Here is a 26,041-nt window from a genome sequence, read left to right as displayed (position 1 = left end):
CGGGCCTGCAAGTTGCCTCCCAGCCTATTCTTGGGGCCCGTCCCGCGAGGTGCACGTACCCCATGCTCAAGCCCGTCCCCCTGCGCTCCTGGGGCCATGTCGAGCCCATGCCCAAGAGCGGGCGTGCCAGTCATGTCTGGAAGCACTTCTACAGCCCCGTGCAGCGCTGGGACTCGCTGGCGAAGGTCGACATCCGCGCGCTCCGAAGCGCATCCGAGGGGTGCGGCTGTCCCCCGCTGCCACTGAAACCACGCGGTGAGGTTCCCAGCACGGACGAGCGCTGCATCGCGCTGCTCAATCAGCATCATGACCAGTACTACGGACCGACCTACCTGGCCGAGCTCGGCAGCAAGGAGACCCGTTGCGCCAGGCAGCGCAGCAGCGAGAAGAAAAGCTCCTTGTTGTGCTGCACGCCTCGGGGCGTGCTCATCTCAGTGGGCCTGCAACCTCCAATCTGCGTGCTGACCGCCTTCCGCCCGGACCTGCCCATTGAGGACTCCACCGGGAGTGATACGGCCTTCCACAAGAAGGCCCTGCAAAGATGGATGAAGGGAGTCGGAATGTCCGTCCCGGGGGGCTGGAAGGCCCATGTGCTTCAGGAACTGGAGGCAGTCTCCAAGGCGCCCCTGTCGACCACGAACGATGCGTGGAACCTGGTCTGGGCCATCGCTCACGGCCGGGCGCTGGCGCCCCAGGGACCGGAAGTGGACGCACGCCTTCACGCGGCGGAGGCCCACTACGAGAGCCACCGGCAGCAGGTCCTTCAACTCCTGCAGGGAAAGCTGCGCGTCGAGCCCTTGCTGTCGGGGCTGGACGGCTCGCTCCAGGATGGCGAGGCGGACGAAGCCCAGGACAGGCTGCTGGCCCTCGAAGACGTCCTCGCGGTGTCCGAGGTGCTCGGCTTGGAGCCGCACGTGCAGCGCATCCTCGCGGAAGTCTCCCGGCAGGTCGCGCATGCACCCGCCATTCTGGCCGGATTCGATGAACTGGCCCGCCAGCGTCTAGACCTGGCGGGACCGGCCGCTCACGCGCTCTGGAGCACAGTGCTCGCTGCTGCATCACGCGTGCCCTCCCAGCGGCTTCCGGCGACGCTCGATGACTGGCTCGCACGGCTGGACGAGGCCAGGTCCCGGTTCGTGCACGATGTCGCGAAGGCGCTGGAGCGCTTCGAGGTGAGCGCCGCCAGCGTGAAGCCCGTGGTGGTCCTCGGACGTCCTCCAAGCCGGTTCGACGTCGGCGTCGAGGGGCTCTGCCCACCCGCGTGGCAGCTTCGCTTGTTCCTGGTCGACACCGCGCATCCCAGGGGTGAGCCCCTGCAGGAGGGAGGGGACTACCAGCGCAAGGGCGCACGCTGGACCTTCGCGTCCTGGCAGCTCCATGGGCATGAAGATGCGGCGCTTCTCGTCGCCGTTGCCGCCCCTGTGCTCCCGGAGGTTACCTCGCTGGACGCACTGCTCGATGCCGTCGCATCCATTCCAGAGGCTCGGGTGACGGAGGTGCTGCTCAGCCCACCCAGCGAACGAATGCCCTGAGAGACCACGTCTGCTCCTGCTGGCGCTGGGCCCGGCCTCCGAGTGCCGGGCCTGTCTCGGGGGCATTCAGTTGCAGGAGCGCCGCGGACAGGTCCGTGTTGCGGGCAAGGGCCTGGAGCAGGGCATGCCCCACCTTCCAGGCGGGGTCGAGCAACACGGGCCACAGGGGCGCCACCACGTTCCGTGCACCTCCCGCGAGCAGCGCGCCCGCGAGCCCCGTGGCCTGATGGAGCCAGTCCCCCACGCGCCCCGTCTCGCACGAGAGGAGGATGAAGGTGGTGCCCGCCACGAGATGCGGGTCCTCGGCGAGGCGCTGCATGGTCAACGGCGCCACGGCACCGGAGTCGTCCACCAGGAGCATTCTCGCGTCGGTCGGGCCATCCACCTCGCCGTGACACAGCAGCATCGCCACGTCCACCTCGGCCAGCTCGCGGAGGAGAGCCTCCGGAGAGGCAGGCCCCTCCACCAGCTCCGGACATGGGAATCCGAGGGCCCGTCCCCAGCGGGCCCCGCGGCTCAGTCGGACGCGCAGGGCCCCCATCCCCTGGGCCGCGAGCGCCAGGGAGGCGCCCAGCTCGACGGAGTCACGAATCGACCGGTCTGAATCAGGGCCTGGATCGGCTACGGCCAGCAGCGTGCGCCGTGGGCGAGGCGGCGCCGCCCGCGTCTCCAGGTCGAGCCGCACCGCGCACGTGACGGGCAGCGATGGCCAGAGGTCCGCGGGAGCCAGCACCCGCAACACGCCCCCGGGCACCCATAGAAGCTCGGAGGGAGCCTTCGGCAGAAGGCTCGCCAGCGGGGTGAGGACGCATCGTCGCGCCCACTCCAGCGAGGCACGGTACTCGTCTCCCGCTCCCTGCGCGGAGAGACTTCGGGCCACGGTCTCCGCATCGTGCGGTGGCGCGCTCGCCACCAGGTTCGCAATGAGGACCCGCGGCTGTTCTCCGTGGGTGAGGACGGCGACCAGCATTCCCCGGGTGCCCGGCAAGACGGCGACCGCCGCCGAGCCCGGACGCGAGCGCAGCCAATCCCATGTCCCTTCGAGCGTCGGCTCTCCCTGGAGGAACGAGGGCACGTGCCGCCGGATGGCGTCCAGCGCACGACCGATGCTGCGCCCGTGCCCAGAACGGCTCGCCTCCAGCCATTCGACCCAGGTACCATGCGGCACACCTTCGGGACGGGCCGTGCGCCCCGCGAGTCGGCGCTGGGCCGCGCCGGCTGCACGCACCATCCACCGAAGGACGGGAGTCGTCCGCTCCTCCCCCGACAGAACGAACTCCAGTCCTTCGGAAGTGCCCACCGGCCCACGCTCCACGAGCCGGCGAGCGAAGCGCTCCGCCATCGCGGCTGAGAGCCCTGCCTCCATGACGCCCGCCTGCGCATCGAAAAGCAGGTACGGCCTCGCCTCGTCCATCGCGCGCCAGCCCTCCGAGGATGCCGTCTCGAGCGCGGCCATCGACGGTGCCATCTGCGCGAGCGTCATCATGGTCGAAGCCGACTGAAGGAGTCGCTCGTGGCTTCCAATGAGCTTCGCTGCCGCGAGTGCGCCGCGCAGAGCACGCCGGCCGCGTTCCCAGTCCTGACGGACGACAGACGTGGGCAGCGAGGCGGACGCGAGCAGGAGCACCGTCGCCCTTGCCATGATCTCGCACGTCTCCCAGTGGTGGACCGGGTTGCGCTCCAACGTGCGGAACTGGAGGGCCTGCTCCGAAAGCTGGAGTCCTTCCCGGAGCCACTCCTGCCGGGTGCCCAGCCGGATGAGCGTGTCGGCCAGGTTGTGCACGGTATACGCCCGGACCTCCTCCGGCACGTCCGGCCCCAGCGACGAAAGGCGCTGGCGCCAGAGCCGCACCGCCTCCTCATGCCGGCCCTCGGCCAGCTCCAGGTCCACGAGACAGATGGTCTGGTAATTGTCCGCGCTGTGCAGCTCCGAGGGCAAGAGAAGGGAGCGGTCGAGGCTCGCGAAGACCTCCCGAGCCTCGGAGAGCCTGGCTTTGTTCTCGGGAGGCGGCAGCTTGGCGCCCATCATCGTCAGCTGGACGGCGAGTGTCAGCCGGGCCTTGGCCAGTTGCTCGGGAGGACCGCCTTCGTCGAGTCGTTCCCTGGCGGCGGCAATGCCTTCCTGCAAGTCCTCCCTCGAGGCGCCCGAGCCTTGCTCGGTCCGGAGCTCGGCGAGGTTCGACCGCACGTGCGCCGCGATGTCGCGCTCACCGGCGGCCTCGTACTCACGGACGCATTGCTCGTACAACCGCTCGGCCTCACCGAGACGCACCTGCGGATCCAGGTCCGTGCGGTAGCGCGTCGACCGGGCCAGGCTCTGCAGTGCGGACCGAGCCAGCTCTCCCGATGGTCCCGCAGCTTCGCGCACCTCCCGCGCGATTTCGGCAGCACGACGGAAATCCCGGACGGGGTGGCTGGAGTGATTCACGGGAGCCCAGACCCGTCCCAGCTCCAGCAGGAGCCGCAGCCGGAGGTCCCTCTCGGACATGCCCCGAACGAGCTGCTCGGCTTCGCCGGCCACGCGTGAGACTTCATCAGCCCGGGCCAGTCCGAACTCGGCCACATGGGCCAGCAGTACGGCCCTCCCCACGGCCGCACCGGGACGTGCGGCTACATCATCAACCCTCGCGAGTCGGTCCGCTCGCTCGCGAATCGCCTGTGGTGAGCGGTCTTCCGACTGGAGCGCCTGCTCGAAGCGCTTCTGGGCCTCTTCGGGCTCCAGTCCCAGCTGTCTGGCCTGACGCTCCAGCAGGCGCGGATCCGGGGAGTGCAGGCATGCAACGGCCTCGATGAACGCGACACCCGCCGGGTGCTCGACATGGGCACGGGCCGCGGCCATCACATCCTCGGGCACGACTCCCGCCAGTCCTCGCTTCGCGAACCGGACCTCCTCCGCCAGCTCCGGATGCTGGGACGCCAGTAGCTCCAGCTGCGCGAGCAGTGAAGCGTCGCCGGGATGGAGGCGGATGAGGCGGGCCAGCAGTTGCACCTGCATGGCGGCAACCGGCGTCCGGTAGTGCCCCTTCGCATGGCGCTCCGCTTCATTCATCCTGTCCAGGGCTCTCCGGAGGCGGAGCGACTCCTCCCGTCCCGGCTGTTCGCGCTCGGCCTGCGCGGCGGAGACCAGCGTCTCGACCCGAAGGAAGTCGGACTTCCGCACCGCGAGGGCGCGTTCGAGGAGCGCCAGGGCCTGGACGGCATCACCTTCATGCCCACGCGCCAGCAAGGCGTCGGCCTTCACCTTCCAGAGCTGAGCGGATTGATGCTCGTTGAGCCCCTCCAGGGTCTCCGCCTCCGCATAGAGCTCCAGGGCACGTACCAGGTCGGGAGCCCGCCCACGGCGAAAGGCATTCCCCGCGGACACGAGTACCGGGAAGAGCGTCCATGCATCGAGCCCGGCGCGACGCGTCTCGGCGAGGGCGGCCTCCAGAATCGGCCGGGCATCCTCGAACCGCTCCACCTCCATGCGCTGGACGCCCTGAATCAACATCGCTTCCACCCGCTCCTGGGGGGTTCGCGCGAACGCAAGCAGCGCCTCGACGGCCCTTTCATGGTCGGAGGCATCACTGGCCTTGCGGCAGAGCATCACCTGGAGCCGAAGCAGGCGGAAGCTGGGGCTCTCCGCCGCGAGCTTCGCCACGCGCGCTCGCAGCCCGCGCAGCGACGCGGCCGCCGAGGCGCGTCCCACTTCGTCCGCCAGGGCATCGAGTCCGCCCAGGTCACTCTCCCGTGCGAGCCACCACTCCAGTACGTCTTCCACGCGGTCGGGTCGGACCTCGAGGACGATGAGCATCGTGGCCCGCGCTTCGGTCCCCAGTACCACCTCTGCCGGGACAGGCTTGCCCTGGGCGAGAGCCACGGCCCACCCAGGCACCTCATCACAGGCTCCGCGAAATTCCGCAGACAGCGCCTCCGGACGTGCGGGCAGCTGTCGCGGTGACCTCAGGCACGCCTGTATCCATTGCAGCCGCATGCCCAGGGCCCTCGCCTCCTCGGAGGGCCGGATGCGCCCGAGCAATTGCTCCGCCACCGAGAGGGCCTCCGGGTGGACCAGCGGGCCCCGGAGAAGCAGGCACTTCACGACGTGGCAGCGGTAGCTGGAAAGCTCCTCCTCGGGCAAGGGCAGCTCGCGCGTGAACCACCGGCCGAGTGCGGCAAGGGAGGGCGTGGACACCGCCACGTCCAGCGACATCTGGTCGAGTCGAATCCGCGCGTGCGCCCTGGAATTGAAGGTCCGGGCCCGGGGCTCTGTCCCGAGCAGCCGCTCGGCCCGCTCCGCGTGCCACCATGCGCGCTCCAGCAGCCCCCGGTCCTTGCGTCCACACATCCACAGTCCCATGGCGAGGTCCGTGCGGATGTAGGGACTGTCATGCGTGCTCTCGAGCAGCTTCTCGACCTCATCGCACCAGCGCAGGCGCTCCGTGCTGGCGTCGTCTGGCAGCAAGGTGATGAGCAGCGCGGCGGCTTGCAGGCGGCGCTCTGGCTCCCGCGAGGTGGCCAAGGCCTCGCGAAGGGCGTCCAGCGCCTCCGAACGCCGTCCTTCGGCCTCCAGGAGCCGAGCGCGGACCGCGACATCCCGGATGATGTGCCCCCCCTCCTCCAGCAACTGGCGGCGCAGGTCCGCTGGAAGGAAGTGGAGGTGATTGGCCACCGCGTCCTGAAGCTCGGTGTCAGATGGGTCATCCCTCGGGAGCTGACGCGAGAGGTATCGCCGCACAAGCCCGATGAACTCATCGGAGGGCGCGTCCTCGAGCCTGGGTCTCAGCCGGATCAAAGACAGCAGCGTCTGGGCCGGAGTGCCCGACAGCCGGGCTTCTGCCTCGAGGAGCCGAGCCCCGGCCTCGCTGTCGCGACCTGCTTCAGCGTCGAGCATGACAAGGAGTCGGGTGGCATCGAGCAGGCCCGGATTGTCTCCTGAGCTCCGTGACTCCGCGAAGGTGAGCTCCAGCTGATGGCGGGCATCGTCGAGCTGCTCCTCATCGAGCAGCGCCTGGGCAAGATGCAGTCGGATGAGGTTGCGGTTGGGACCGGGCTTCTGGCGGACCATCAGCTTGAGGGCGTACTCGAGGTGACCGATGGCCTCGGCGGCGCGGCCGTGACGCCGGAGGACGTCCCCCAACGCGGCATGGGCTTGTGATGCGTGGACGTCGCCAGCTTCCGTGGGCAAGACCTTCACGGCCTCCTGTGCGACCTGGATGGCGGAGGCGCGCTCCTCGGCTCCACCGTGCAGGAGCAGGAGCTGCGCGAGAGACGCCAGTCGCGTGGCCTTCACCGCGGGAGGGGCTGTCATGGCCGCAGCCTGCCGTGCATGCGCGACGGCCCGGGAGGCGGCATCCACACGGCCGTGCGCGATGCCTCGACCTTCCAGCTCGGCCAGGATGTCGTGCAGATCCCCTTCCATGCCGAGCAGCCGGGCACGCGGGAGAAGCGCCTCGATATGGGCAATCCGCTCTTCGAGCTTGCCCGAAGGCAGGTGCTGGCGTCCCGGTAACGAGAGGAACTCAGCGCGTGCCAGGGCGCAGTCGGCCTCCAGTTCCACCAGCGTGAGTTCACGGGCATGCGCCAGACTCGCCGCAGCCCTCAGGTCTTGAATCGCAACGTCGAGCAAGGCGGGCTCCTCCTGAGCGAGCCCGAGACGGGTATTGCCCCGCCGGAAGAGCAGGTCGGCCATTTCCTCGTCGGAGGGAGGCGGAGTCGCGAGCAGTCCATCCAGCAGGCTCAAGCGGAGTGGGAAGAACTCCGTGCGCCCGAGCGAGTAGAGAGCACTGATTGCGATGCGCGCCGTCGGATACCGCAATGGACTCGCATGCGCGGGCCCGTCCAGCCAGCGCAACAACTGCATGCAGAGCACCAGCCGAGGCAGCAGGTCGAGCTCATCGAGCTTCGGGAGGATGAGCCCGAGAAGCGCTTCTGGGAGCGGCGACGGTGGCTCTCCCTGAATGGCTTCCAGCAGCGAGCCCGGAGTGACGCCGTGGATGCCCCCGGCCATACGGGCCAGTTCCACGGCCCGGGAGCGGAGTCGCTCCCACTCACGCTGAGCGCGGGTGAGAGCCTTTTCATCGTCAGCCGGGACGTGTGCCATGCAATGGCAAGGATAGCGCACGCGGCGGCGCTGGGATGAAGCGGGGCTCCACGAAGAACCGCAGTGGCTGGCCACCGCGCTCCTGCGCGGCGGCCTCATGCACCAGGCCGCCGCGCACCTTCAGCGCAGCCAAGACGAGGTCCCTCACAAGTGGCCCTCATCCGGGATGCGTACGAGACCTGGGAGCCTCCGGAGCCTCACCGAGCGGCAGGCAACGGCTGCAGCCGATGGGTCTCCACCTCCAACACGTCACCGGTGTCGATGAATCGAACCCTCGCCAACTCGGGCCCCCCTTTTCCAGAGAACGCGAGAACCTCGACCTCCCGAGGCGGCCGCCCGAAGATGGGTAGGCTGCTGGCGCAGAGATAGCGTCGGCCCAACGCCAGCGTCACCTCGCGGGTCTTCCCCTGCGGCCCGTGACTGACAATCGTCCACTCCTCATCGGAGGGCTCGAAGACATTCTCCTCGAACTCGGCATTGTAGTGGTCGTTGTCGGGCTCATACTCATGCCGTCGGAGCATCTGGTCCGCCGCCAGCAGCGCCGCGAGGCACTCCTTCGCCCGCAGTGCCAGGGCGTGCTGGCCCGCCTCATTCCAATGCTGCCGGACGGTCGCACGGACAGGCTCGGCCACCCCGTGGAACACGTTGTCGAAGAGGTCCCCCCACAACGCGGGCAGGTCCCGCAGCGAATAGATGTCCGAGTAGGGGTCTACCTGCATCCACCCGGTCTCCTCGAGCGCATGCATGAAGATGTCGTGCGCGAACCTCAGCGGGGCATCGACCCGCAGGACCAGCCAGTCATCCATCCCGAAATCCAGCACCTCCCGCTGCCCACGCTGCTGAAGAGCCAGCGCCGCGGAGATGCGAGGAAGCAGCTCCGGGTGTCGACGCTCGACGGCATCGAGCAACCTACCCACGAGCCGCTCGAAGGCAGCGCGTGAGCGGAACCACTCCTCCGGAGGCATGTCCGCAACACGGAAGAAGAGAAGATCGCCGTCGTCCGCGGCCTGGAGACGCAGCTCCATCGGGCTTCGGGCCTCATCTCCACTGTCTTTAGGACTGGGCTTGCTGGGGGCCGGATTGAACTCCGCCCACACTGACGTGTAATTGCGTCCCGTTTCGGCTGCCACGGCACGGATTCGCTTCTTGAGGGTCTTGCGCTGCGTCATGTTCCACTCCCGTGCGCCAAGAGCGAAGGGACCCACGCTCCCGCTGCTCCAAGCGCGGAAGTGAGACGATGTTTCCCGAGGAGAAAACTCCCCTTCGCTCCATGGTGTGACCCGGCGTGGGCAGGTCAGCGGAGCTGGGCGCGGGAAGGCGCAACACATTGGTAATCCCTGCGCGGACAGCAGTCAAGAACTGGCGTTCCACTGGGATTGCCGCCGCAATCTTCCCACTCAACCGCCCCCCGGCAGCGTTCAAACGCGTCGGCTCCTGTTGGCGAGTGGCGGGAAAAGGGGCTCGCCCGCGTCCCGAAATTTTAACGACGGCGTACAGGGTGGCTCGACGAATTCACGAAAACGCTGAGGTCGCCGGAGCCGCAAGTACGCGCTGTGCACCGACCTCATGTCTCGGCGTGTTGACGCATGACGAAGCAGTGGCACCTGAGCGCGTGAGCCCGGGCGGAATCATCGTGAAATCCGTGTGAGGGGAATGTGTAGCGGGGCTCGTTCCGGGAGAGCGGGCGATTTGACGCCCCCGAACCTCGGGAGTCCCGACCATGTCTGCCGCCATCCGTACCCTGAACCTGTCCCTCGCCGCCGCGCTCTCGCTGGCGGCGCTTGCCCCCGCCCGGGCGGCGAGCTCCACGCCCCTCGTGGCCACCACCACGCCCGCCCGCGTCATGGAAGTCGCCCGCGTCACCGGTGAGCGAGGCAGCGCCGTCACGTGGCTGGAGAACTCCGAGGGAGGCGTGGACATCGCCGTCCAGGTGACCCCGCCCGGCCGGCCGCTCGTCGCGGCGGAGTTCATCGAGAAGCACACGCCGGGCGAGGTGTTCCTCGCGGTGGCCCCGCGGCGCATGGAGCTTCCTGCCGCGCTCGCGCGGCGTGAGGCGGCGCTGCTCGCGGTCGATGACGCGCGGCGGGCGAGCCTCCAGCGGGAGAACGCGGAAGCACTCGCGAAGCTGCCGCTCGTGGACGTGTCGGCCTCGTCGTCACTGGCGGCCGGCTGCACGGACGGGTTCCGCGCGGCGGTGGGAGACATCTACGGAAGCCCGACCTGCGGCCAGGCCGGCCTCGCCGTCGTCGAGTACGCATACTCGGGCGGCGACACCTACTGCACCAGCGGCTGTGACTACACGCTCGGGGCCCAGGACAAGGGCTCCTGCATTCCGGCCCTCAAGTCGTGCGACATCGTGGAGGGCTCCACGTACCTCCGCCGCCTGCGCACCACGACCCGGGGCAGCCCGGTGATGAGCCACAAGGGGCACGGGGCGCACTTCGGCGTCGCCAACTGCTCCGGCGACGGCCCGGTCGTGTTCAAGTTCCAGCGGGGCGCGAACGTGTACACGCAGCAGGTGGACGTCGGTGAGATGTACCACTACTACACGGGCCTCAGGACGCTCGCGCCGGCGTCCGCGAAGGACTTCGTCGCCTACGGGAACTGGAACAAGGGCGTGCCGCCCAGCGGGTCGACGTACCTGGACAACTACATCACCGTCGAGAACAACAGCGGCACGGACGACCGGGTGATTGCCTGCGGCGACATCCAGGTGAGCTACGACATGCAGGACATCACGTCCCCGACCTGCCACGGCCCCGACATCTCGCTGTGCTACGGCTCGGACTGCGACAGCGCCTGCTTCGACTGCTCGGGCGGCAGCTGCGGCTGAGCGCGCGGCCCCGCCCTACCCCACCTCGCGCTCCGGGATGAGCTCGTCGTTGTCCGCCTCGACGGGCTCCTCCTCCTGGAACGAGCTGGGCAACAGGCTGAAGGGCAGCACCTTCGTCAGGGCCGCCAGCAGCAGGAACCCACCCGGCGCCGCGAAGATGGCGAGCGCCGGAATCGCCTTCGCCACGTCGATGAGCTGCGCGCGCATCCGCTTGCGCTCCTCACCCGTCAGCTTCTGCCGCCGCGCCGCCTTCGTCAGCAGCACCGCCAGGTCGCCCGTCTCGCGGACCTCCTGCATGAGCCGGTGGAAGTTCTTCTCCAGCGTCTCCTGCATCCCGGCCACCATGTCCTCGCCCATGGCGCCCGCCGCGTCCGTCACCGTGAAGACATCCACCAGCGAGCGGTGCTGGGCGTAGAACTCCGCCATCTCCAGCTCCAGCCGGTGCAGCTCCTCCTTCGGCACGTGGAGCGCGTCCGCCAGCTCGCTGATGAAGACGCGCTCACGCCGCGTGCGCCGGCCATCCACCAGCGCCGCCAGCAGCGTCTGCTCCAGCAGGAAGTGCCGCATGTCCACGCTGCGCACCTGCTTCACCACGTCGCGCACCGAGCGCCGCCGCTCGAAGGACTGCTTCACCGCCGCCTTCAGCTCCGACTCCATGGCGTCCGGCAGCCTCAGGTCCTCCACCTGCCGCAGAATCGCCCGCCGCGCGGGCACCCCGGGCAGGCGGTCCACGCACGCCAGCCCCGTCAGCACGTCCACCAGCAGCGCCTTCTGCTTCGCCGCGAAGTACAGCCGCCGCTGCGCGCGCTCGCGCTGGAACCGCCCGGTGGAGAAGTAGTCAATCGCCTGCCGGCAGAACAGCTGCGCGTCCGCGTACTGCGCGCCGTTGTGCAGCACCAGCCCGTACACCGGGTCGCCCGCCAGCGTCGGCTCGCGCTTGCGCAGCGCCGCCTCCACCTTGCCCGCCAGCCGCTTCGGCACCGGCTTGCCGGCCGCCAGGCACTTGTCGAGCGCGTCCGCCAGGTCCAGCTCCCCGGTCAGCACCGCGAACAGCAACAGCAGTTGCTCCCCGCGAGGCCCCGCCGGAGCGCCCACCAGGTGGGCCAAATCAAGCGCCAGCCGCGTCAGCGTCTTCACCACCGCGCGGAAGAGCTGCTCCTCCAGCGCGCGCGCCTGGAACTCCGTGGGGGCGCCCGTGTCCTCCGGCGCGGGGGCGTCCGCGGGCGTGCCATACAGCAGCCCGCTGGCGCGCAGCGTGCGGCGCAGGTACGCGCGGGCCCGGGCCCGGCCAGACGCCAGCGGCGCGGCGGACGGCTCCAGCGAGGGCGAGCTCGCGGAGGCCATCGCCTCGTCCAGGAGCGGGAGCAGCCATCCCGCCTTGCTGAAGTCCAACACCGGTACACCCCCTCGACCGCCGCCGACGGTCCGGGAGCAGTGAGCCCCGGATGTAACCCAGGCGCTCTCCGGATTCCACCCGGCCTGGGGAGCGGTCCGTTCCCCAGGAGTCAGCGGCCCCAGAACCCGCGCTACTGGAGCGCCGCGGGGCCGCCGACCTGGGGAAATGGACTACAGGGCAGTGGCCTTGCCGGGCTCCAGGTCCACCACCTTCGCCGGGCCGCGCAGCGTCTTCAGCTCACCCCGCAGTGCGTCGGGGTTGCCCTGGAGCAGGGGGAAGGTGCCGTAGTGCATCGGGACGATGCTCTTCACCTTCAGCAGCCGCGCCGCCTGGGCGGCCTCCGCCGGGCCCATGGTGAAGTGGCCGCCGATGGGCAGCATGGCCACGGTGGGCTTGAACTGGGCGGCGATGAGCGCCATGCCCTCGAAGGGGCCGGTGTCACCCGCGTGGTACAGCGTGGGCCCGTTGTCGATGGCCACCACGAAGCCCAGCGGCGCGCCCGCGTACTGGGCCGGGGACTTGGGGTCCGCCTGGTAGCTGCTCGAGTGCACCGCCTCCACCAGGTGGATGGTGGCGTCCTTCACCTTGAAGGTGCCGCCCGCGTTGGCGCCCACGGCCTGGGCCTCCGGAAGACCCAGCAGGTTGACCAGCTCGAACGAGCCGAACACCTTCGCGCCCGTCTTCTGGGCCAGCGCCTTCGTCTCACCCACATGGTCGAAGTGGCCGTGGGTGACGAGGATGGCGTCCAGCGCCTCCGGCTGGGCCGCACCCTGCGGGGCCTTGGGGTTGGTGAGCCACGGGTCGATGGCAATCACCGCGCCGCCCGGGGTGCGCACCACGAAGGCCGCGTGGCCCCACCACGTCACCTCCGTCTTCCCCTTCGTGGCCGCCGCCGGGGCCTTCGCGGCCTTGCCCTGCGCCGGAGTGCCCTGCGCCGGGGCGGCCGGGGCCGGAGTGCCCTGCGCCGCCGCCGTCCCGCCGAGGGTCATCAGCGCACCCACCACCACTGCCATGAGCTGCGTCCGCATATGAGTCCGCTCCTGTGCGTCGAGATGTCGAGCTGCCGCCGTGGCGCCCTGGAGGCACCCCACGGCCCGGCCGCCGATTGTCACCTTCCGGGCAACCACTCAAGGGCCTGTCGCCCTCGCCTGCCGCCCGGAGGACAGATGCCCTGGAGGAAGGCGCGCCTCAAGCTCGAATCGACCGTCGACATGACGGGCACGCGGACAGCCGGAAGGACTCCCGGGAGAGCTGAGCTTCGTTCCCCGCACGGGGCGGCCCCGCGCTAACGTCCCCGGCCGCCGTGGACCACCGATTCCAAGTCAGCCTCCGTGGGGTCATCGACCTCCTGTCGCACCATCTCTACAGCTCGCCGGGCGTGTATGTGCGCGAGCTGCTGCAGAACGCCACGGACGCCATCCGCGCGCGCCAGCTGCTGGAGCCCGGGCATGCGGGCACCGTCCGGCTGGAGCTGATGGAGAAGCAGGACGGCAGCCCGCCCACCCTCCTCTTCAGCGACGACGGCGTAGGGCTGACGGAGGACGAAATCCACCGCTTCCTCGCCACCATCGGCGAGTCCTCCAAGCGCGAGGACGTCCTGGCCGCCCGCCGCAACGACTTCATCGGCCAGTTCGGCATCGGCCTCCTGTCGTGCTTCATGGTGTGCGACGAGCTGCTGGTGGTGACGCGCTCGGTGCGCGGGGACGGGCGGACGCTGGAGTGGCGCGGCCGTCACGACGGCACCTACGCCGTGCGGGAGTCCGAGCACCCGCTCGACAGGCCGGGCACCCAGGTCTTCCTGATGGCCCGCGCGGACATGACGGAGTGGTTCACCGCCGAGCGCCTGCGCCACCTGGCCCGGCACTACGGCGGGCTGCTCCCCTTCCCCATCCAGCTCACCGCGGGTGGCCGCACCGAGCGCCTCAACCCGGACGGCCCGCCCTGGCGGCGCGACTACGAGAGCGCGTCCGAGCGGCGCAAGGCGCTCCTGGCCTACGGGCGGGACGTGTTCGGCACGGACTTCATCGACTGCATCCCCCTGCGCTCCACGGCGGGCGACGTGGACGGGGTGGCCTTCGTGCTGCCGGCCTCGCCGCACTTCAACGCGCGCCAGAAGCACCGGGTGTACCTCAAGCACATGCTCTTGTCGGAGAGCGCGGAGAACCTGCTCCCCGAGTGGGCCTTCTTCGTGAAGTGCGTGGTCAACGCCAACGCGCTGCGCCCCACCGCCAGCCGCGAGTCCTTCTACGAGGACGAGTCCCTCGCCCTGGCGCGCGAGGCGCTGGGCCAGGGGCTGCGCACGTACCTGGTGGAGCTGGCGCACGAGGACCCGCGCGCGCTGCAGCGGCTGATTGCCCTGCACGGGCTGAGCGTGAAGGCGCTGGCGCTGGACGACGACGACTTCTACAAGCTCGTCATCCACTGGCTCCCCTTCGAGACGTCGCTGGGCGTCATGACGCTGGCGGACTACCGGCGCGCGCACCCGGTGGTGCGGTACACGCCCACGCTGGACGGCTTCCGGCAGGTGGCGCGGGTGGCGGGGGCACAGGGGCTGTGCATCATCAACGCGGCGTACACGCACGACGCGGCGCTCCTGGAGAGGCTGCCGCACGTAGTGCCGGACGCGCAGGTGGAGCCCTTCTCCGCGGCGGACCTGCCGCAGAGCTTCGAGGAATTGACGCTGGACGAGCGCGAGGCCGTCTTCCCGCTCTTGCGCATGGCGGAGCGCGTGCTGGCGCCGTTCCGCTGCGGCGTGGTGGTGAAGAAGTTCTTCCCGGCGGAGGTGCCCACGCTCTACAGCTCGGACGCGGAGGGCGCCTTCCGGCGCGACGCCGAGCGGGCGCGCGAGGAGTCCGACGACCTCTACGCCGGGGTGCTCGAGGGCGTCATGGCGGCGGCGGGCGGTGAGCCGGCGCAGCTGTGCTTCAACCTGCACAACCCGGTGGTGCGCCGGCTGGCGGCGGTGGCGGACCGCGAGGTGCTGAAGCTGTCGGTGGAGATGCTCTACGTGCAGGCACTGCTGCTGGGCCACCACCCGCTGAACGCGCAGGAGATGGCGCTGCTCAACCAGGGCCTGCTGGGCCTCATCTCCGCGCAGCTCGGCGGCACGGGCGAGGGTGGAGAGGGCGGCGAGGACGGCGGCGGACCTGGCTCGCGGGGGTTCCACTGATGTCCGGCGACTGGCGCGAGCAGGCGCAGGACCTGTGGGAGCGCGCGGACGCGATGGAGCCCGGCGAGGGCAAGGTGCGGCTGCTGGAGGAGGCGGTGCGGCTGGCGGACGCGCACGCGGACACGGGCCTGGGCTACATGCTGCGCGACTCGCTCATCGACGCGGCGACCTTTGGCGGCTTCCCGGACAAGGCGCTGGTGGCCTTCGCGTGGTGCCGGGGCCAGCAGAAGAAGGACCCGAAGCGCTTCGACCCCGAGGGGATGCTCTGGAAGCAGAAGTGGGTGGTGGGGCGCATCAAGGAATTCCCACACATCTCCCGCAAGCAGATTGCCGACGCGCTGGACGACGTGGAGCAGTGCTTCGCGAAGGCGGACGCGGGCCGGCGCTCGGTGATGAAGCTGCGCTACATGGCGGCGCGGGAGATGGGCGACGAGGCCGACGCGGAGCGCCTGTGGGCCGCGTGGCTGGAGTCCCCCAGGGACCACCTCACGGACTGCCGTGCCTGCGAGCTGGATGACGAGCTGGACCACCACGTCGACAAGGGCGAGTGGGAGCAGGCGCTGCGCAAGGCGCGTCCCATCCTGGAGGGCCGGCAGGGCTGCGCGGAGATTCCGCACCTCACCTTCGGCACGCTGCTGTACCCGCTCTTCAAGCTGGAGCACCTGGAGCAGGCGCGGGAGCTCCACCGGCGCGGCTACGCGATGGTGGCCAAGAATCGCGAGTTCCTCGCCACGGTGGGCGAGCACATGGAGTTCCTCGCGCTGACGGACAACCTGTCGCGGGGGCTGACGCTGCTGGAGAAGCACCTGGGCTGGGCGCTGGAGCATCCGAGCCACCGGGACAGGTTCACCTTCTACGCCTCGGCCGCGTTCCTCTTGGAGCGCATCCAGGCGGAGGGCGGCCGGGACACGGTGAGCCTGCGGCTGACGAAGGCGTACCCCGGCTACCGCGCGGACTGCGGCTACGAGGTGAAGGCGCTGCACGCGTGGGTGGACGGACAGGCGCGCGAGATTGCATCCCGTTTCGACCTGCGAAACGGCACGGACCGCTTCGCCCGGCTGCTGGCGCGCAACCGGACGCTGGCGGACGAGGCGCGGCCGTTCGCCATTGACTGACTCAGCCGTGTGACAACTGCAATCCCGTGGACAGAGTGACTGGCTTTAAGGCCCGCGTCTGTTCAATTCCCACGCGGATACGTGAAACCCGCAATACCGCAATGACTTGAGACTCTGTACCTGTTGGCCCGCGTCCGAGACGGGCGCCTCCGGCGAGTGATTGCCCCCGCTCGCCAGGGTCCTCCCAACAATGACAGGTGAGCTCATGAGCTTCGTGAAGAGTGTCGTGCTGGCCGCGTTCGCCGCGGGTGCCGTTGCGTGCGGTGGTGCTCCGGAGATGGATGAGAGCAGCGCGCCGGAGCAGGCCGCATCCGACACGACGAACGGATCGGCTGTCGAGCGCTACATCGGCACGGAACATCAGGGCGTGAATGGCGCCGGGCAGTGCTGCTGGGGCCGGTGCCGCGGCGGCTACTTCATCGTGAATGCCGCCGTCACGCAGGACTGCAACGGCTACATGGGCCAGACCTGCCAGTCCTACTACGGCTCGTACCTGCTGGACGCCGCCTGGGCGGACTGCAACGACAATCCCTGGACCTGAGTCCTCAGGGAGTCACAGCCCACCCCGGAGCGCTCCGGGGTGGGCTGTTCTTTTCACGCGGGCCCGGACCATCCCCCAGGTCCGGCGGCATGCACGACTCGACGCGCTCAGCGCTTGAGGTTACGGAACGGATTGTTGAACGGCTCCGGGCCCTTCTTGTCTCCAGCGCCCTGGGAGCCTGACGCCGGCTTGCCGCCCGGGCCCGAAGCACTGGAGCCCGGCGGGCCGGAAGGCCGGCCACCCGCACCCGGTAACGGCCTGCCACCGGAAGCACCACCCGCGCCGGAAGGCCGCGAGTCCTGCCGGTTGCCGCCGCGCTGCTCCGTCATCCGCCCAGAGCCCGTCGCACCGCCCACGGCCGGACGGCCCGAGGGCTGCGGCGCCCCACCCTCCTGCGCCGCGCGCACGGAGAGGGCCAGTCGCTTGCGCGCCAGGTCCACGGTGAGCACGCGCACCGTCAAACGGTCGCCCACCTTCACCACCTCGGACGGGTCCTTCACGAACTTCGTCGAGATTTGCGACACGTGCACCAGTCCATCCTGGTGCACGCCCACGTCCACGAAGGCGCCGAACGCGGTGACGTTGGTCACCACGCCCTGCAGCACCATGCCCTCCTTCACGTCCTCCAGCGAGCGCAGGTCGTCGCGCATCTGCGGCGCCGTGAAGTCGCCGCGTGGGTCTCTACTGGGCTTCTCCAACTCCGCGAGGATGTCCTTCAGCGTCAGCTCGCCCAGGTCCGGGCCCAGGTAGCGCTTCGCATCAATCTTGCGCACCAGCCCCGCGTTGCCCACCAGCGCGCCCACCTCCACGCCCAGGTCCTTCGCCATGCGCTCCACCACGGCGTAGCGCTCCGGGTGCACGGCGCTCGCGTCCAGCGGCTCCGGCCCGCGCACGCGCAAAAAGCCCGCCGCCTGTTCGAAGGTCTTCGGCCCCAGCCCGCTCACCTTCAGCAGCTCGCGGCGCGTGGTGAAGCGCCCCTTCGACGCGCGGTGCGCCACCAGCTTCTTCGCCAGCGATGGGCCCACGCCGGACACGTGCTCCAGCAACTGCGGCGACGCGGTATTCACGTCCACGCCCACCGCGTTCACACACGAGTCCACCACCTCGCCCAGCTTCTTCTTGAGCAGCCCCTGGTCCACGTCGTGCTGGTACTGCCCCACGCCGATGCTCTTGGGGTCTATCTTCACCAGCTCCGCCAGCGGGTCCTGCAGCCGCCGGCCGATGGACACCGCGCCGCGCAGGCTCACGTCCAGGTCCGGGAACTCGTCGCGCGCCACCTCGGACGCGGAGTAGATGGACGCGCCCTGCTCGCTCACCGACACCACGGGCACCGGCGAGCCCAGCGCCTTCAGCGTGTCCTTCACGAAGCCTTCCGCCTCACGGCTGCCGGTGCCGTTGCCCACGGCAATCAGCTCCGGCTTGTGCTTCTGCACCACCGCGGACAGCAGCTTCGCGGCCCGGGCGCGCTCGTCCGCGCTGCGCTCGGAGTAGAGCGTCAGCGTCTCCACCACCTTGCCGGTGACGTCCATCATCGCCAGCTTGATGCCCGTGCGCAGGCCCGGGTCCAGCGCCAGCACCGCCCGCGCGCCTGCGGGCGGCGTGAGCAGCAGGTGGCGCAGGTTCTCCCCGAAGACGCCGATGGCCTGCTTGTCCGCGCGCTCCTTCAGCTCCGCGCGCAGCTCCGACTCCAGCGACGGCCCCATCAGCCGCTCCCACCCGTCCTCCACCGCCGCGCGCAATTCCGGCGCGAAGAGGGACTGCGGCTTCGTCACCACGCGCGAGCCCAGCAGCGCCTTCACCTCGTCGTCCGGCAGGGAGAGCTTCACCTTCAGCACGCCCTCCTCCTCGCCGCGCAGCAGCGCCAGCACGCGGTGGGACGGGGCCTGCGACAGCGGCTCCTCGTGGCCGTAGTAGTTCTCGAACTTGGTCTGCTCGCCCTTCTTGGAGGCCACCACGTCCGAGCGCAGCGCGCCCCGCTTCGCGCACACCTCGCGGGCCTCGCGGCGCAAGCCGGCGTCCTCGGCCACGCGCTCGGCGCAGATGTCGCGCGCGCCCGCGAGTGCCGCGTCCAGGTCCGGCACCTCCTTCTCCGCGTTGACGAACGGGCGCACCTTCGCGTCCCTGTCGTCTCCGCGCTTCCCCTCCTGCTTCCACAACAGGTCCGCCAGCGGCTCCAGCCCGCGCTCGCGCGCAATCGCGGCGCGGGTGCGGCGCTTGGGCTTGTAGGGGAGGTACAGGTCCTCCAGCTCGGTGCGCGTCTTCGCGGCCTTGAGCGCCTTCTCCAGCGCGGGCGTCAGCTTCCCCTGCTCTTCAATCGTGCGGAGGATGGTGTCGCGGCGGGAGTCCAGCTCGGCGCGCTCGGAGGCGCGGTCCAGGATGGTCTGGATCTGGACCTCGTCCAGACCGCCCGTGACTTCCTTGCGGTAGCGCGCGATGAAGGGAACGGTGGCGCCCTCTTCGCTCAGCGCGAGGGTCCGGTCCACCTGCTCGGGCTTGAGGCCCAGCTCCTGGGAAAGCTCGACGGCGTAGGCGTGCATGGCGCTATTTCTATAACCCGGCCCTCCACGGCCTCCCAGAGACCGGCCGCCGCAAGCGACGCGTGGAGAACGCCCCACGCGTCCGAAGCAAGGCATCTCACCGCAAGTGCGCCTGGCCGCGCCGCCGCGCCTCCCACTCCGGCCGCAACAGGCCCCAGGTCTGCTGGTCCCTGCGCTGGCCCTGGTGCATGCAGTGGCCGCGCAGCGTGCCCTCCAGCGTGAAGCCCAGCTTGCGCGCCACGCCCTGCGATGCCGCGTTCTCCACCAGCGTCACCAGCCACAGGCGCTGCAGGAAGGGCAGCGCGGTGAAGAGCTGCTCCAGCACCAGCCCCACCGCGCGCGTGCCCAGCCCGCGGCCGTGGTACGCGTCGGACAGCATGTAGCCCAGCTGCGCCCGGCCGTGCAGCCGCGACACGTCCCGCGCGGACACCGTGCCGATGAGCCGCCCGTCATGTTCCACGAACCAGCGGAAGCCCTTCGCGCGCGAGTCCCCCAACGTGCCCGCCTCGGCGATGCGGTGCAGCAGCTGCTCGCGCGAGTCCTCCTCCGTGTCCACGAAGCGGCGCGCCCCGGGCTCCGCGCGCAGCACCATCCAATAGTCCACGTGTTCCGGCCGGGCCGGGAGGAGTCGCACCTCGGGAGCGCTCATGCCCGGCAGCCTACTCCCCAGGGGAGCCCCGCGCGCACGCCGCTGTCCACCGCACGACGTCGGGCCACGCCCTACCTTCCCCTCGGGGCGCGCTGGAATCCACCACCCTCCGGCCGCGCCCCGTGCCATGCGCAAGCCCGACGACGTCGAGGCAGCACCGAGGCCCACGCGAGGACGGCCCTCGTGGGAGGAGCTGGAGACGGAGGCCCGCGAGCGCTTCGGCGTGGAGGACTTCCGCCCCGGCCAGCGCGACATCATCCAGGCGCTGCTGGACGGCCAGGACGTGCTGGGCGTCATGCCCACCGGCGCGGGCAAGTCGCTCTGCTTCCAGCTCCCCGCCCTCTTCCTCCCGAAGACCACCGTCGTCGTGTCGCCGCTGCTGGCGCTGATGCAGGACCAGCACGAGAAGATGCTGGAGGCCGAGGTGGACGTGGCGCGCCTGGACTCCACCCTCACCGCGCGCGAGGCCCGCGAGACGACGCGCGAGCTGCGCCGGGGCGAGCACGGGCTCGTCTACGTCACGCCCGAGCAGTTGGAGAAGCCCGAGCGACTGGAGGCCTTCCAGAAGGCCGGCGTGTCCCTCTTCGTCGTGGACGAGGCCCACTGCGTCTCGCAGTGGGGCCATGACTTCCGCCCCGCCTTCCTCGCGCTGCGCGACGCCATCCGCGCGCTGGGCCGTCCTCCCGTGCTGGCCCTCACCGCCACCGCCACCCGCGCCGTGCGCGAGGACGTCCTCTCCCAGCTCGGCATCCCCGACGCGCGCGTGGTGTGCACCGGAATCCAGCGCGACAACCTCTTCCTGGAGGTGGCCCGCACGGTGAACCCCGACGCCAAGCGCGCCCGCCTGCTGGAAATCCTGAAGCAGCAGGAGGGCACCGGCATCGTCTACTGCGCCACCGTGCGCCGCGTGGATGAATTGTGGAAGTGGCTCACCGACGCGGGCATCGACGCCGCCCGCTACCACGGCAAGCTCAAGCCGAGGGAGCGCGAGCAGACCCAGGCGCGCTTCATGGACGGCGGCCACCGCGTCATCGTCGCCACCAAGGCGTTCGGCCTGGGCATCGACAAGCAGGACCTGCGCTTCGTCGTGCACTACCACTTCCCCGACTCGCCGGAGAGCTACTACCAGGAGGCCGGACGCGCGGGCCGCGACGGCCAGCCCGCGCGCGCCGTGCTCCTCTACCGGCTGGAGGACAAGCGCATCCAGAGCTACTTCCTCGGCGGCAAGTACCCGCACCGCGACGAGTCCCGCCAGCTCTACTCCGTCGCGCGCGAGCTGTTCGCCGCCGCGAAGGGGAAGGCCCTCTCCCTCAAGGCGCTGGCGGAGGCGTCCGGCCTGGGCCAGCGGCGCACGCAGGTGCTCGTCGCGTGGCTGGCCGGCGCGGGCATCCTCGAGCGCGGCACCCGCGGACTGAAGCAGCTGCGCGACTTCGAGAGCCTGGAGGAGCTGGACACCTTCCTCTCCGCCTACGAGGAGCGCCACCGCAGCGACCGCGAGCGGCTCCAGCGGATGATGCGCTACGGACAGACCACGCAGTGCCGCTGGCGCTTCCTCGGGGACTACTTCGACGAGGCCATGGACGAGGCCTGCGGCCACTGTGACAACTGCCGCGAGCGCGCCGCCGGCCACTTCGACGCGCCGGCCGCGAGCGCCGCCTCCTGAAACGGCCGAGGGCCGCGGCCGGGAAGCACGTGGCTCCCGGCGCGGCCCTCAGTCCCTCAGGCGACGGCTGTCGCTTCAGATGGCGGTGATGTCGCCGTCCTTGACGCGGAACTTCTTCGGCGGCAGGAACTTCTCCGCCAGCTCCGAGTCGGCGCGCAGCGAGTAGTCCTTCGCGATTTCCGTGCTGGGGATGAGGTGGAAGGTGGCGATGGCCTCTTCCTTCTTCACCTCGAGCACCACGAAGCCGTGGGCGTCGCCGTTGGCGAACTTCATGCCCTTGTTGCCCTCCAGCAGCGTCTTCTCCAGCTCCTGGACGATGTACTTGTGCACCGCCGCGCCCGAGCCGTAGCCCGCGCCCAGCAGGGCCCGGCCCGCCAGCTCCTTGATGGAGCCGGAGGAGATGGCCGGCGCCGTCAGCGTGGGCACGCCCACCTTCGTGGGGTCCTGCGGGTCCAGTCCTTCCACGGACGCGAAGGACGCGTGGATGTCACCGGAGACGAACATCGTGTTCTTCTGCAGGTTGTTCGCCTGGATGTACCCCAGCAGCTCCTTGCGCTTGGTGGGGAAGCCGTCCCACTGGTCCACGTTGAAGTAGAAGGACTGGCGCAGGTTCGCCTCGGGGATGTCCGTCTTCTGCGACAGGTCGTACACCATGGCGGTGAGCGACACGGAGGACACGCCAATCTTCCAGGTGTTGGCCGCCTTCACCGTCTCCTTGAACCAGGCCTCCTGGGCGTCACCCAGCGCATTCTCACTGGCCCGCGCGGAGAGCTGGTACTTGATGCCCGCGTACAGGTCGAACACCGGCTTCACGACGATGTAGCGAGAGCCCTGGATGGTGAAGTTCGAGGGCTTGCCCATGTGCACGTACGCCACGCCGCGCGGCGTCTCCGCGGTGATGGCGATGCGCGGAATGGCCGTCTGGCCCGCGGCCACGCGCGCCGCGCTGACGGCGTCGATGACCTGGTTGACGTAGAACAGCGACAGGTTGCCCTTCACCCACGTGGCCGCCTTCGCCGCGGCCTGCTCCTGGTTGAGGCCCGCCTGCACCGCCTGCTGCACGTACGCGCCCTGCAGGGCCGCCTTGTACGTGGCGAGCGGCGCCGCGTCGATGTCGACGTACGCGAACGTGTCACCCGCGAAGGCCGGCTTGTACGGCGCCGGCATCGTCGCCGCGTCGATGACCACCGTGCCCGGGTACGCGTCCTCGGGGATGAGGTGGTCCGGACGCATCGTGCGCAGGTCCATCACCATCAGCTTCAGGTGCTGGCCGAAGTCGAAGTCGCGCCAGATCTTCGTCCCACCCGCCTGGGCGGCGACCACCGCGTCGATGTCGATGGCGCCCTCGGCCGCCGCGGTGTTGTCCAGGGGGACGTACTCGAAGAAGGCCTGCTCCGCGTTCTTGCGGCGCTCCGTCTGCTTCTCGTTGAAGCGCCCGTCCGAGTACGTCGCGGTGTCGCCCCAGCAGTCATCGGAGAACTCGTGGTCGTCCCACACGATGATGAACGGGTAGCGCTCGTGGACCTTCTGGATGATCTTGTCCGTGCGGATGTTCTTGTAGAGGTCGCGGTAGTTGGACAGCGAGTTGGCCGCGTAGAAGGCCGTCAGGCCCGTGCCCTCGCGCAGCGCCTTCTCCGGCTCGCTGAAGACGATGGAGCGCGTGCCGTTGGCGTCCTGGAAGGACGCGTCGCCCGTCGTCTCGTAGATGTAGTCGCCGAGGAAGACGATGAAGTCGAGGTCCTCGTCGAGCTGCAGCAGGCGCTGCCACGCGTTGTAGTAGCGGCCGATGTAGTCCTGGCAGCTGGCGAAGGCGAACTTCACCGGCACGTCCGCGCCCGCGGCCGGCGCGGTGCGGGTGCGGCCCGTCGCGGTGCTGACCTTCTGGCCGTTCACGTCGACGGTGAAGCGGTAGTAGTACGTCGTGCGCGGCGACAGGCCGGTGACCTTCACCTTGAGGGCGTGGTCATGCGCCGCGAGCGCGGTGAAGGGCTCGTTCACCACCAGGCTGCTGAAGTCCTCGCTGGTGGAGACCTCCAGCTGCACCGCCCGGTTGGCGCTGGCGTTGTCCGGGTCCACCGCGCGCACCCACAGCACCACGCTGTCCGGGCGCGGGTCGCCCGAGGCCACCGACTGCGGGAAGAACTTCGCGGTGTCATCCGACGGCAGCGTCGTTTCATCATCGTTGCAGCCGACCGCGGTGCTCGCCGCGACGGCGACGACGGCTTGAAGGAAACTGCGACGCTTGAATGGGTCGAACAAGGCAGGACTCCGGGCGGGTTTTGGAAACTGAGAGCGCGGAGTCTAAGTCGCTCAACTGCCCGCCAGGAAACATCCGCATGCGCTCAACGCGCAACGCACCGTGTCATCCACCAGCGGTACGTGCGGGCAGGGCGCGGGGCGAAAAGCACGAGGGCCGACCCCCTCGCGGAAGGCCGGCCCTCGTACTCAGGCTGCATGGACCGGACTAACGCCGGCTCACTTCACGGCCTTCACGCGGGCGCGCTTCTCGCTGCCACCCTCGGCGGGGGCCTCCTCCGCGGCGGGCGCGGCGGCGGCGGGCGCCTTGGTGATGCCGTACTTCTCCAGCACGCGGGCCTCGATGTCCTTGGCCACCTCGGGGTGCTCCTTGAGGTAGTCCTTGGCATTCTCACGGCCCTGGCCGATGCGCTCCCCGTTGAAGGAGAACCAGCTGCCGCTCTTCTCCACGATGTTGTCGTTGGAGGCGAGGTCGATGAGGTCGCCCTCACGGGAGATGCCCGTGCCGTACATGATGTCGAACTCGACCTCCTTGAACGGAGGGGCCACCTTGTTCTTCACGACCTTCACGCGGGTGCGGCTGCCCACCACGTTCTCACCGTTCTTGATGGCGCCGATGCGGCGGATGTCCAGGCGCTGCGACGCGTAGAACTTCAGCGCGTTGCCGCCCGTCGTCGTCTCCGGGTTGCCGAACATCACGCCAATCTTCATGCGAATCTGGTTGATGAAGATGACGCACGTCTGGCTCTTGGAGATGGTGCCCGTGAGCTTGCGGAGCGCCTGGCTCATGAGGCGGGCCTGCACGCCCATGTGGGCGTCGCCCATCTCACCCTCGAGCTCCGCCTTGGGCACGAGCGCGGCGACCGAGTCCACCACCAGCACGTCGATGGCGCCCGAGCGCACCAGCATCTCCGCGATTTCGAGCCCCTGCTCACCGGTGTCCGGCTGGCTCAGGAGCAGGTCATCGGTGCGCACGCCCAGCTTGCGGGCGTAGCCCACGTCGAGCGCGTGCTCCGCGTCCACGTAGCCGCAGATGCCGCCACGCTTCTGCGCCTCGGCGACGATGTGGAGACACAGCGTCGTCTTACCGGAGGACTCCGGCCCGAAGATTTCGATGATGCGGCCCTTGGGCACGCCACCCACGCCCAGCGCGATATCCAGGGAGATCGAGCCCGTCGAAATGGCCTGGATGTCACGCATCAGCGGCTCGTCCTTGCCGAGCCGCATGATGGACCCCTTGCCGAACTGGCGCTCCACCGCGGACATCGCCAGCTCGATCGCCTTTTCCTTCTCCTGATTCACGGCCATTTCTGACTGCTCCTTGTATTGGCGGACCACCCCGGTCCACCTGAACGCGCTTTTAGTACGCGATGGGTAGACCCTAGTCCACCCCTCTGACATCCGTCCTGCATCCTGGCCTTCAGCTCTCGCGGAGGGCAGCCAGGAGGGCGGCCACCAGCCCGCCCAGGACGGCCCACAGGCCCACCTGCCCGTCCACGAAGAGTGGCGCCACCAGCCCGAGGCAGGTGACGAGGGCCAGCAGACCGAGCCCCACTCGGTATACGGCGGACTTCGGCGGGGCAAGCCACAAGGCCACCAGGGCCAGCGCAGAGAAACCTACCTGCGTGGTGACCAGGCTGTCAGGCCCGGAGGACCTCGCCAGTTCCTGGGCCACCTGGGCCAGCAGCCCCGCCAGCAGCACGGCGCCGGGGACGGCGGGGCCCATGGCGTGGCCCACGCCGCGGCGCCCGTGGGCGCGCAGGTGCTCCAGGTCCTCCGGCCGCACCTCCAGGGCGTAGGGGAAGCCCAGGGACAGCAGCGCCTCCACCGCCACCGCTCGGCAGGAGCGCCCCCGGGTGTCCACCAGCCCCTCCAGCTTCCCGGTCTCCAGGAGCCGGTGGAAGGTGTCCGCCACCTGACGGCTTCCCCCGTCCGAGGCCAGCTGCTCCAGCAGCGTGTTCAGCCGCAGGGCCAGCTCCGGGCGCTCCGCGGCGGGCACGCGGCGGACCTGCTCCGTCAGCACCAGCACCGGCAGCGGCAGCTCCAGCGGCGGGGTGGGCTTGCCCGGCAGCGAGAGCCGGGACGGCTCGACGGCGGCGGCGGGAGGGCGGCGCTCGCCCTCGCGGGAGTGGCGCGGGGACGGGGCCACCGCGTCGGGCGGCGGGGGCTGCTCCAGACGGGAGGGAAAGGGCCCCTCCCAGTAGGAGTCCAGGTCCTCGTCTGCTTCCACGGGCGGGGCGTCCTGCTCCACGGCGCCGGGCACGACGG

General features: G+C 69.8%; 15 protein-coding genes. 6 read left to right on the top strand and 9 right to left on the bottom strand.

Annotated features, from left to right (window positions below):
- Positions 1-158: 158 nt before the first annotated feature.
- Positions 159-1,532: a hypothetical protein gene (locus ACX9TP_RS08865; protein WP_482979296.1), complete on the top strand. Its 1,374-nt coding sequence runs from the start codon at positions 159-161 to the stop codon at positions 1,530-1,532.
- Here ACX9TP_RS08865 and ACX9TP_RS08860 read toward each other — a convergent pair.
- Both ACX9TP_RS08860 and ACX9TP_RS08855 read right to left on the bottom strand, forming a co-directional pair.
- Positions 1,504-7,521, bottom strand: coding sequence for a CHAT domain-containing protein (locus ACX9TP_RS08860; protein ID WP_482979295.1), 6,018 nt, complete (start codon positions 7,519-7,521; stop codon positions 1,504-1,506). The two genes, ACX9TP_RS08865 and ACX9TP_RS08860, sit on opposite strands and share 29 nt — an antisense overlap.
- Positions 7,522-7,811: 290 nt before the next feature.
- Positions 7,812-8,783, bottom strand: coding sequence for a hypothetical protein (locus tag ACX9TP_RS08855; protein ID WP_482979294.1), 972 nt, complete (start codon positions 8,781-8,783; stop codon positions 7,812-7,814).
- 551 nt (positions 8,784-9,334) lie between these two features.
- On the opposite strand from ACX9TP_RS08855, the gene ACX9TP_RS08850 reads away from it, so the two are divergent.
- Positions 9,335-10,447: a hypothetical protein gene (locus ACX9TP_RS08850; RefSeq protein ID WP_482979293.1), complete on the top strand. Its 1,113-nt coding sequence runs from the start codon at positions 9,335-9,337 to the stop codon at positions 10,445-10,447.
- A gap of 15 nt (positions 10,448-10,462) precedes the next feature.
- Here the strand turns inward: ACX9TP_RS08850 and ACX9TP_RS08845 are convergent, their stop codons facing one another.
- Together ACX9TP_RS08845 and ACX9TP_RS08840 are read right to left on the bottom strand one after the other, a co-directional pair.
- Entirely contained in the window at positions 10,463-11,842 is a 1,380-nt protein-coding gene (locus ACX9TP_RS08845; RefSeq protein WP_482979292.1) for a hypothetical protein, read from the bottom strand.
- 171 nt (positions 11,843-12,013) lie between these two features.
- Positions 12,014-12,871 (bottom strand): metal-dependent hydrolase, encoded by an 858-nt coding sequence (locus ACX9TP_RS08840; RefSeq protein WP_482979291.1) that lies wholly within the window; start codon positions 12,869-12,871, stop codon positions 12,014-12,016.
- A gap of 275 nt (positions 12,872-13,146) precedes the next feature.
- Between ACX9TP_RS08840 and ACX9TP_RS08835 the strand changes: the two genes are divergently transcribed.
- The 3 genes from ACX9TP_RS08835 to ACX9TP_RS08825 all read left to right on the top strand — a co-directional run bounded on the left by ACX9TP_RS08835 (position 13,147) and on the right by ACX9TP_RS08825 (position 16,668).
- Positions 13,147-15,012, top strand: coding sequence for an HSP90 family protein (locus ACX9TP_RS08835; RefSeq protein ID WP_482979290.1), 1,866 nt, complete (start codon positions 13,147-13,149; stop codon positions 15,010-15,012).
- Positions 15,012-16,127, top strand: coding sequence for a hypothetical protein (locus ACX9TP_RS08830; RefSeq protein WP_482979289.1), 1,116 nt, complete (start codon positions 15,012-15,014; stop codon positions 16,125-16,127). Before ACX9TP_RS08835 ends, ACX9TP_RS08830 begins: the two co-directional genes overlap by 1 nt.
- A gap of 205 nt (positions 16,128-16,332) precedes the next feature.
- Positions 16,333-16,668 carry a hypothetical protein gene (locus tag ACX9TP_RS08825; RefSeq protein ID WP_482979288.1) on the top strand — a complete coding sequence of 112 codons (336 nt, stop codon included), beginning with the start codon at positions 16,333-16,335 and terminating at the stop codon, positions 16,666-16,668.
- Positions 16,669-16,775: 107 nt separating this feature from the next.
- On the opposite strand, the gene ACX9TP_RS08820 is transcribed toward ACX9TP_RS08825, so the two are convergent.
- Both ACX9TP_RS08820 and ACX9TP_RS08815 read right to left on the bottom strand, forming a co-directional pair.
- The gene (locus ACX9TP_RS08820) at positions 16,776-19,205 is read right to left on the bottom strand and encodes a Tex family protein (RefSeq protein WP_482979287.1); all 2,430 of its coding nucleotides are present in this window, start codon (positions 19,203-19,205) and stop codon (positions 16,776-16,778) included.
- 97 nt (positions 19,206-19,302) lie between these two features.
- Positions 19,303-19,854: a GNAT family N-acetyltransferase gene (locus ACX9TP_RS08815; protein WP_482979286.1), complete on the bottom strand. Its 552-nt coding sequence runs from the start codon at positions 19,852-19,854 to the stop codon at positions 19,303-19,305.
- Positions 19,855-19,981: 127 nt separating this feature from the next.
- On the opposite strand from ACX9TP_RS08815, the gene ACX9TP_RS08810 reads away from it, so the two are divergent.
- Positions 19,982-21,517, top strand: coding sequence for a RecQ family ATP-dependent DNA helicase (locus tag ACX9TP_RS08810; RefSeq protein WP_482979285.1), 1,536 nt, complete (start codon positions 19,982-19,984; stop codon positions 21,515-21,517).
- Between the two features lie 75 nt (positions 21,518-21,592).
- On the opposite strand, the gene ACX9TP_RS08805 is transcribed toward ACX9TP_RS08810, so the two are convergent.
- The 3 genes from ACX9TP_RS08805 to ACX9TP_RS08795 form a co-directional block, all read right to left on the bottom strand.
- Positions 21,593-23,776 (bottom strand): alkaline phosphatase D family protein, encoded by a 2,184-nt coding sequence (locus tag ACX9TP_RS08805; protein WP_482979284.1) that lies wholly within the window; start codon positions 23,774-23,776, stop codon positions 21,593-21,595.
- Positions 23,777-23,992: 216 nt separating this feature from the next.
- On the bottom strand, positions 23,993-25,081 hold the full coding sequence (recA, locus tag ACX9TP_RS08800; RefSeq protein WP_482979283.1) for a recombinase RecA: 1,089 nt from the start codon (positions 25,079-25,081) through the stop codon (positions 23,993-23,995).
- 112 nt (positions 25,082-25,193) lie between these two features.
- Positions 25,194-26,003: a hypothetical protein gene (locus ACX9TP_RS08795; protein WP_482979282.1), complete on the bottom strand. Its 810-nt coding sequence runs from the start codon at positions 26,001-26,003 to the stop codon at positions 25,194-25,196.
- Positions 26,004-26,041: the final 38 nt, after the last annotated feature.

The organism is Pyxidicoccus sp. M15 (assembly GCF_056858435.1).
The sequence above is the reverse complement of the archived record's forward strand: the minus strand, read 5'-3'. Positions and strand labels throughout refer to the sequence as shown.

What these genes read in the sequence shown, in the direction of transcription:
- ACX9TP_RS08860 (WP_482979295.1), bottom strand. Translation starts at nt 7,521, where the DNA reads ATGGCCGGGGGCATCCACGGCGTCACTCCGGGCTCGCTGCTGGAAGCC.
- ACX9TP_RS08855 (WP_482979294.1), bottom strand. Translation starts at nt 8,783, where the DNA reads ATGACGCAGCGCAAGACCCTCAAGAAGCGAATCCGTGCCGTGGCAGCC.
- ACX9TP_RS08850 (WP_482979293.1), top strand. Translation starts at nt 9,335, where the DNA reads ATGTCTGCCGCCATCCGTACCCTGAACCTGTCCCTCGCCGCCGCGCTC.
- ACX9TP_RS08840 (WP_482979291.1), bottom strand. Translation starts at nt 12,871, where the DNA reads ATGCGGACGCAGCTCATGGCAGTGGTGGTGGGTGCGCTGATGACCCTC.
- ACX9TP_RS08830 (WP_482979289.1), top strand. Translation starts at nt 15,012, where the DNA reads ATGTCCGGCGACTGGCGCGAGCAGGCGCAGGACCTGTGGGAGCGCGCG.
- ACX9TP_RS08825 (WP_482979288.1), top strand. Translation starts at nt 16,333, where the DNA reads ATGAGCTTCGTGAAGAGTGTCGTGCTGGCCGCGTTCGCCGCGGGTGCC.
- ACX9TP_RS08820 (WP_482979287.1), bottom strand. Translation starts at nt 19,205, where the DNA reads ATGCACGCCTACGCCGTCGAGCTTTCCCAGGAGCTGGGCCTCAAGCCC.
- ACX9TP_RS08815 (WP_482979286.1), bottom strand. Translation starts at nt 19,854, where the DNA reads ATGAGCGCTCCCGAGGTGCGACTCCTCCCGGCCCGGCCGGAACACGTG.
- ACX9TP_RS08810 (WP_482979285.1), top strand. Translation starts at nt 19,982, where the DNA reads ATGCGCAAGCCCGACGACGTCGAGGCAGCACCGAGGCCCACGCGAGGA.
- recA (WP_482979283.1), bottom strand. Translation starts at nt 25,081, where the DNA reads ATGGCCGTGAATCAGGAGAAGGAAAAGGCGATCGAGCTGGCGATGTCC.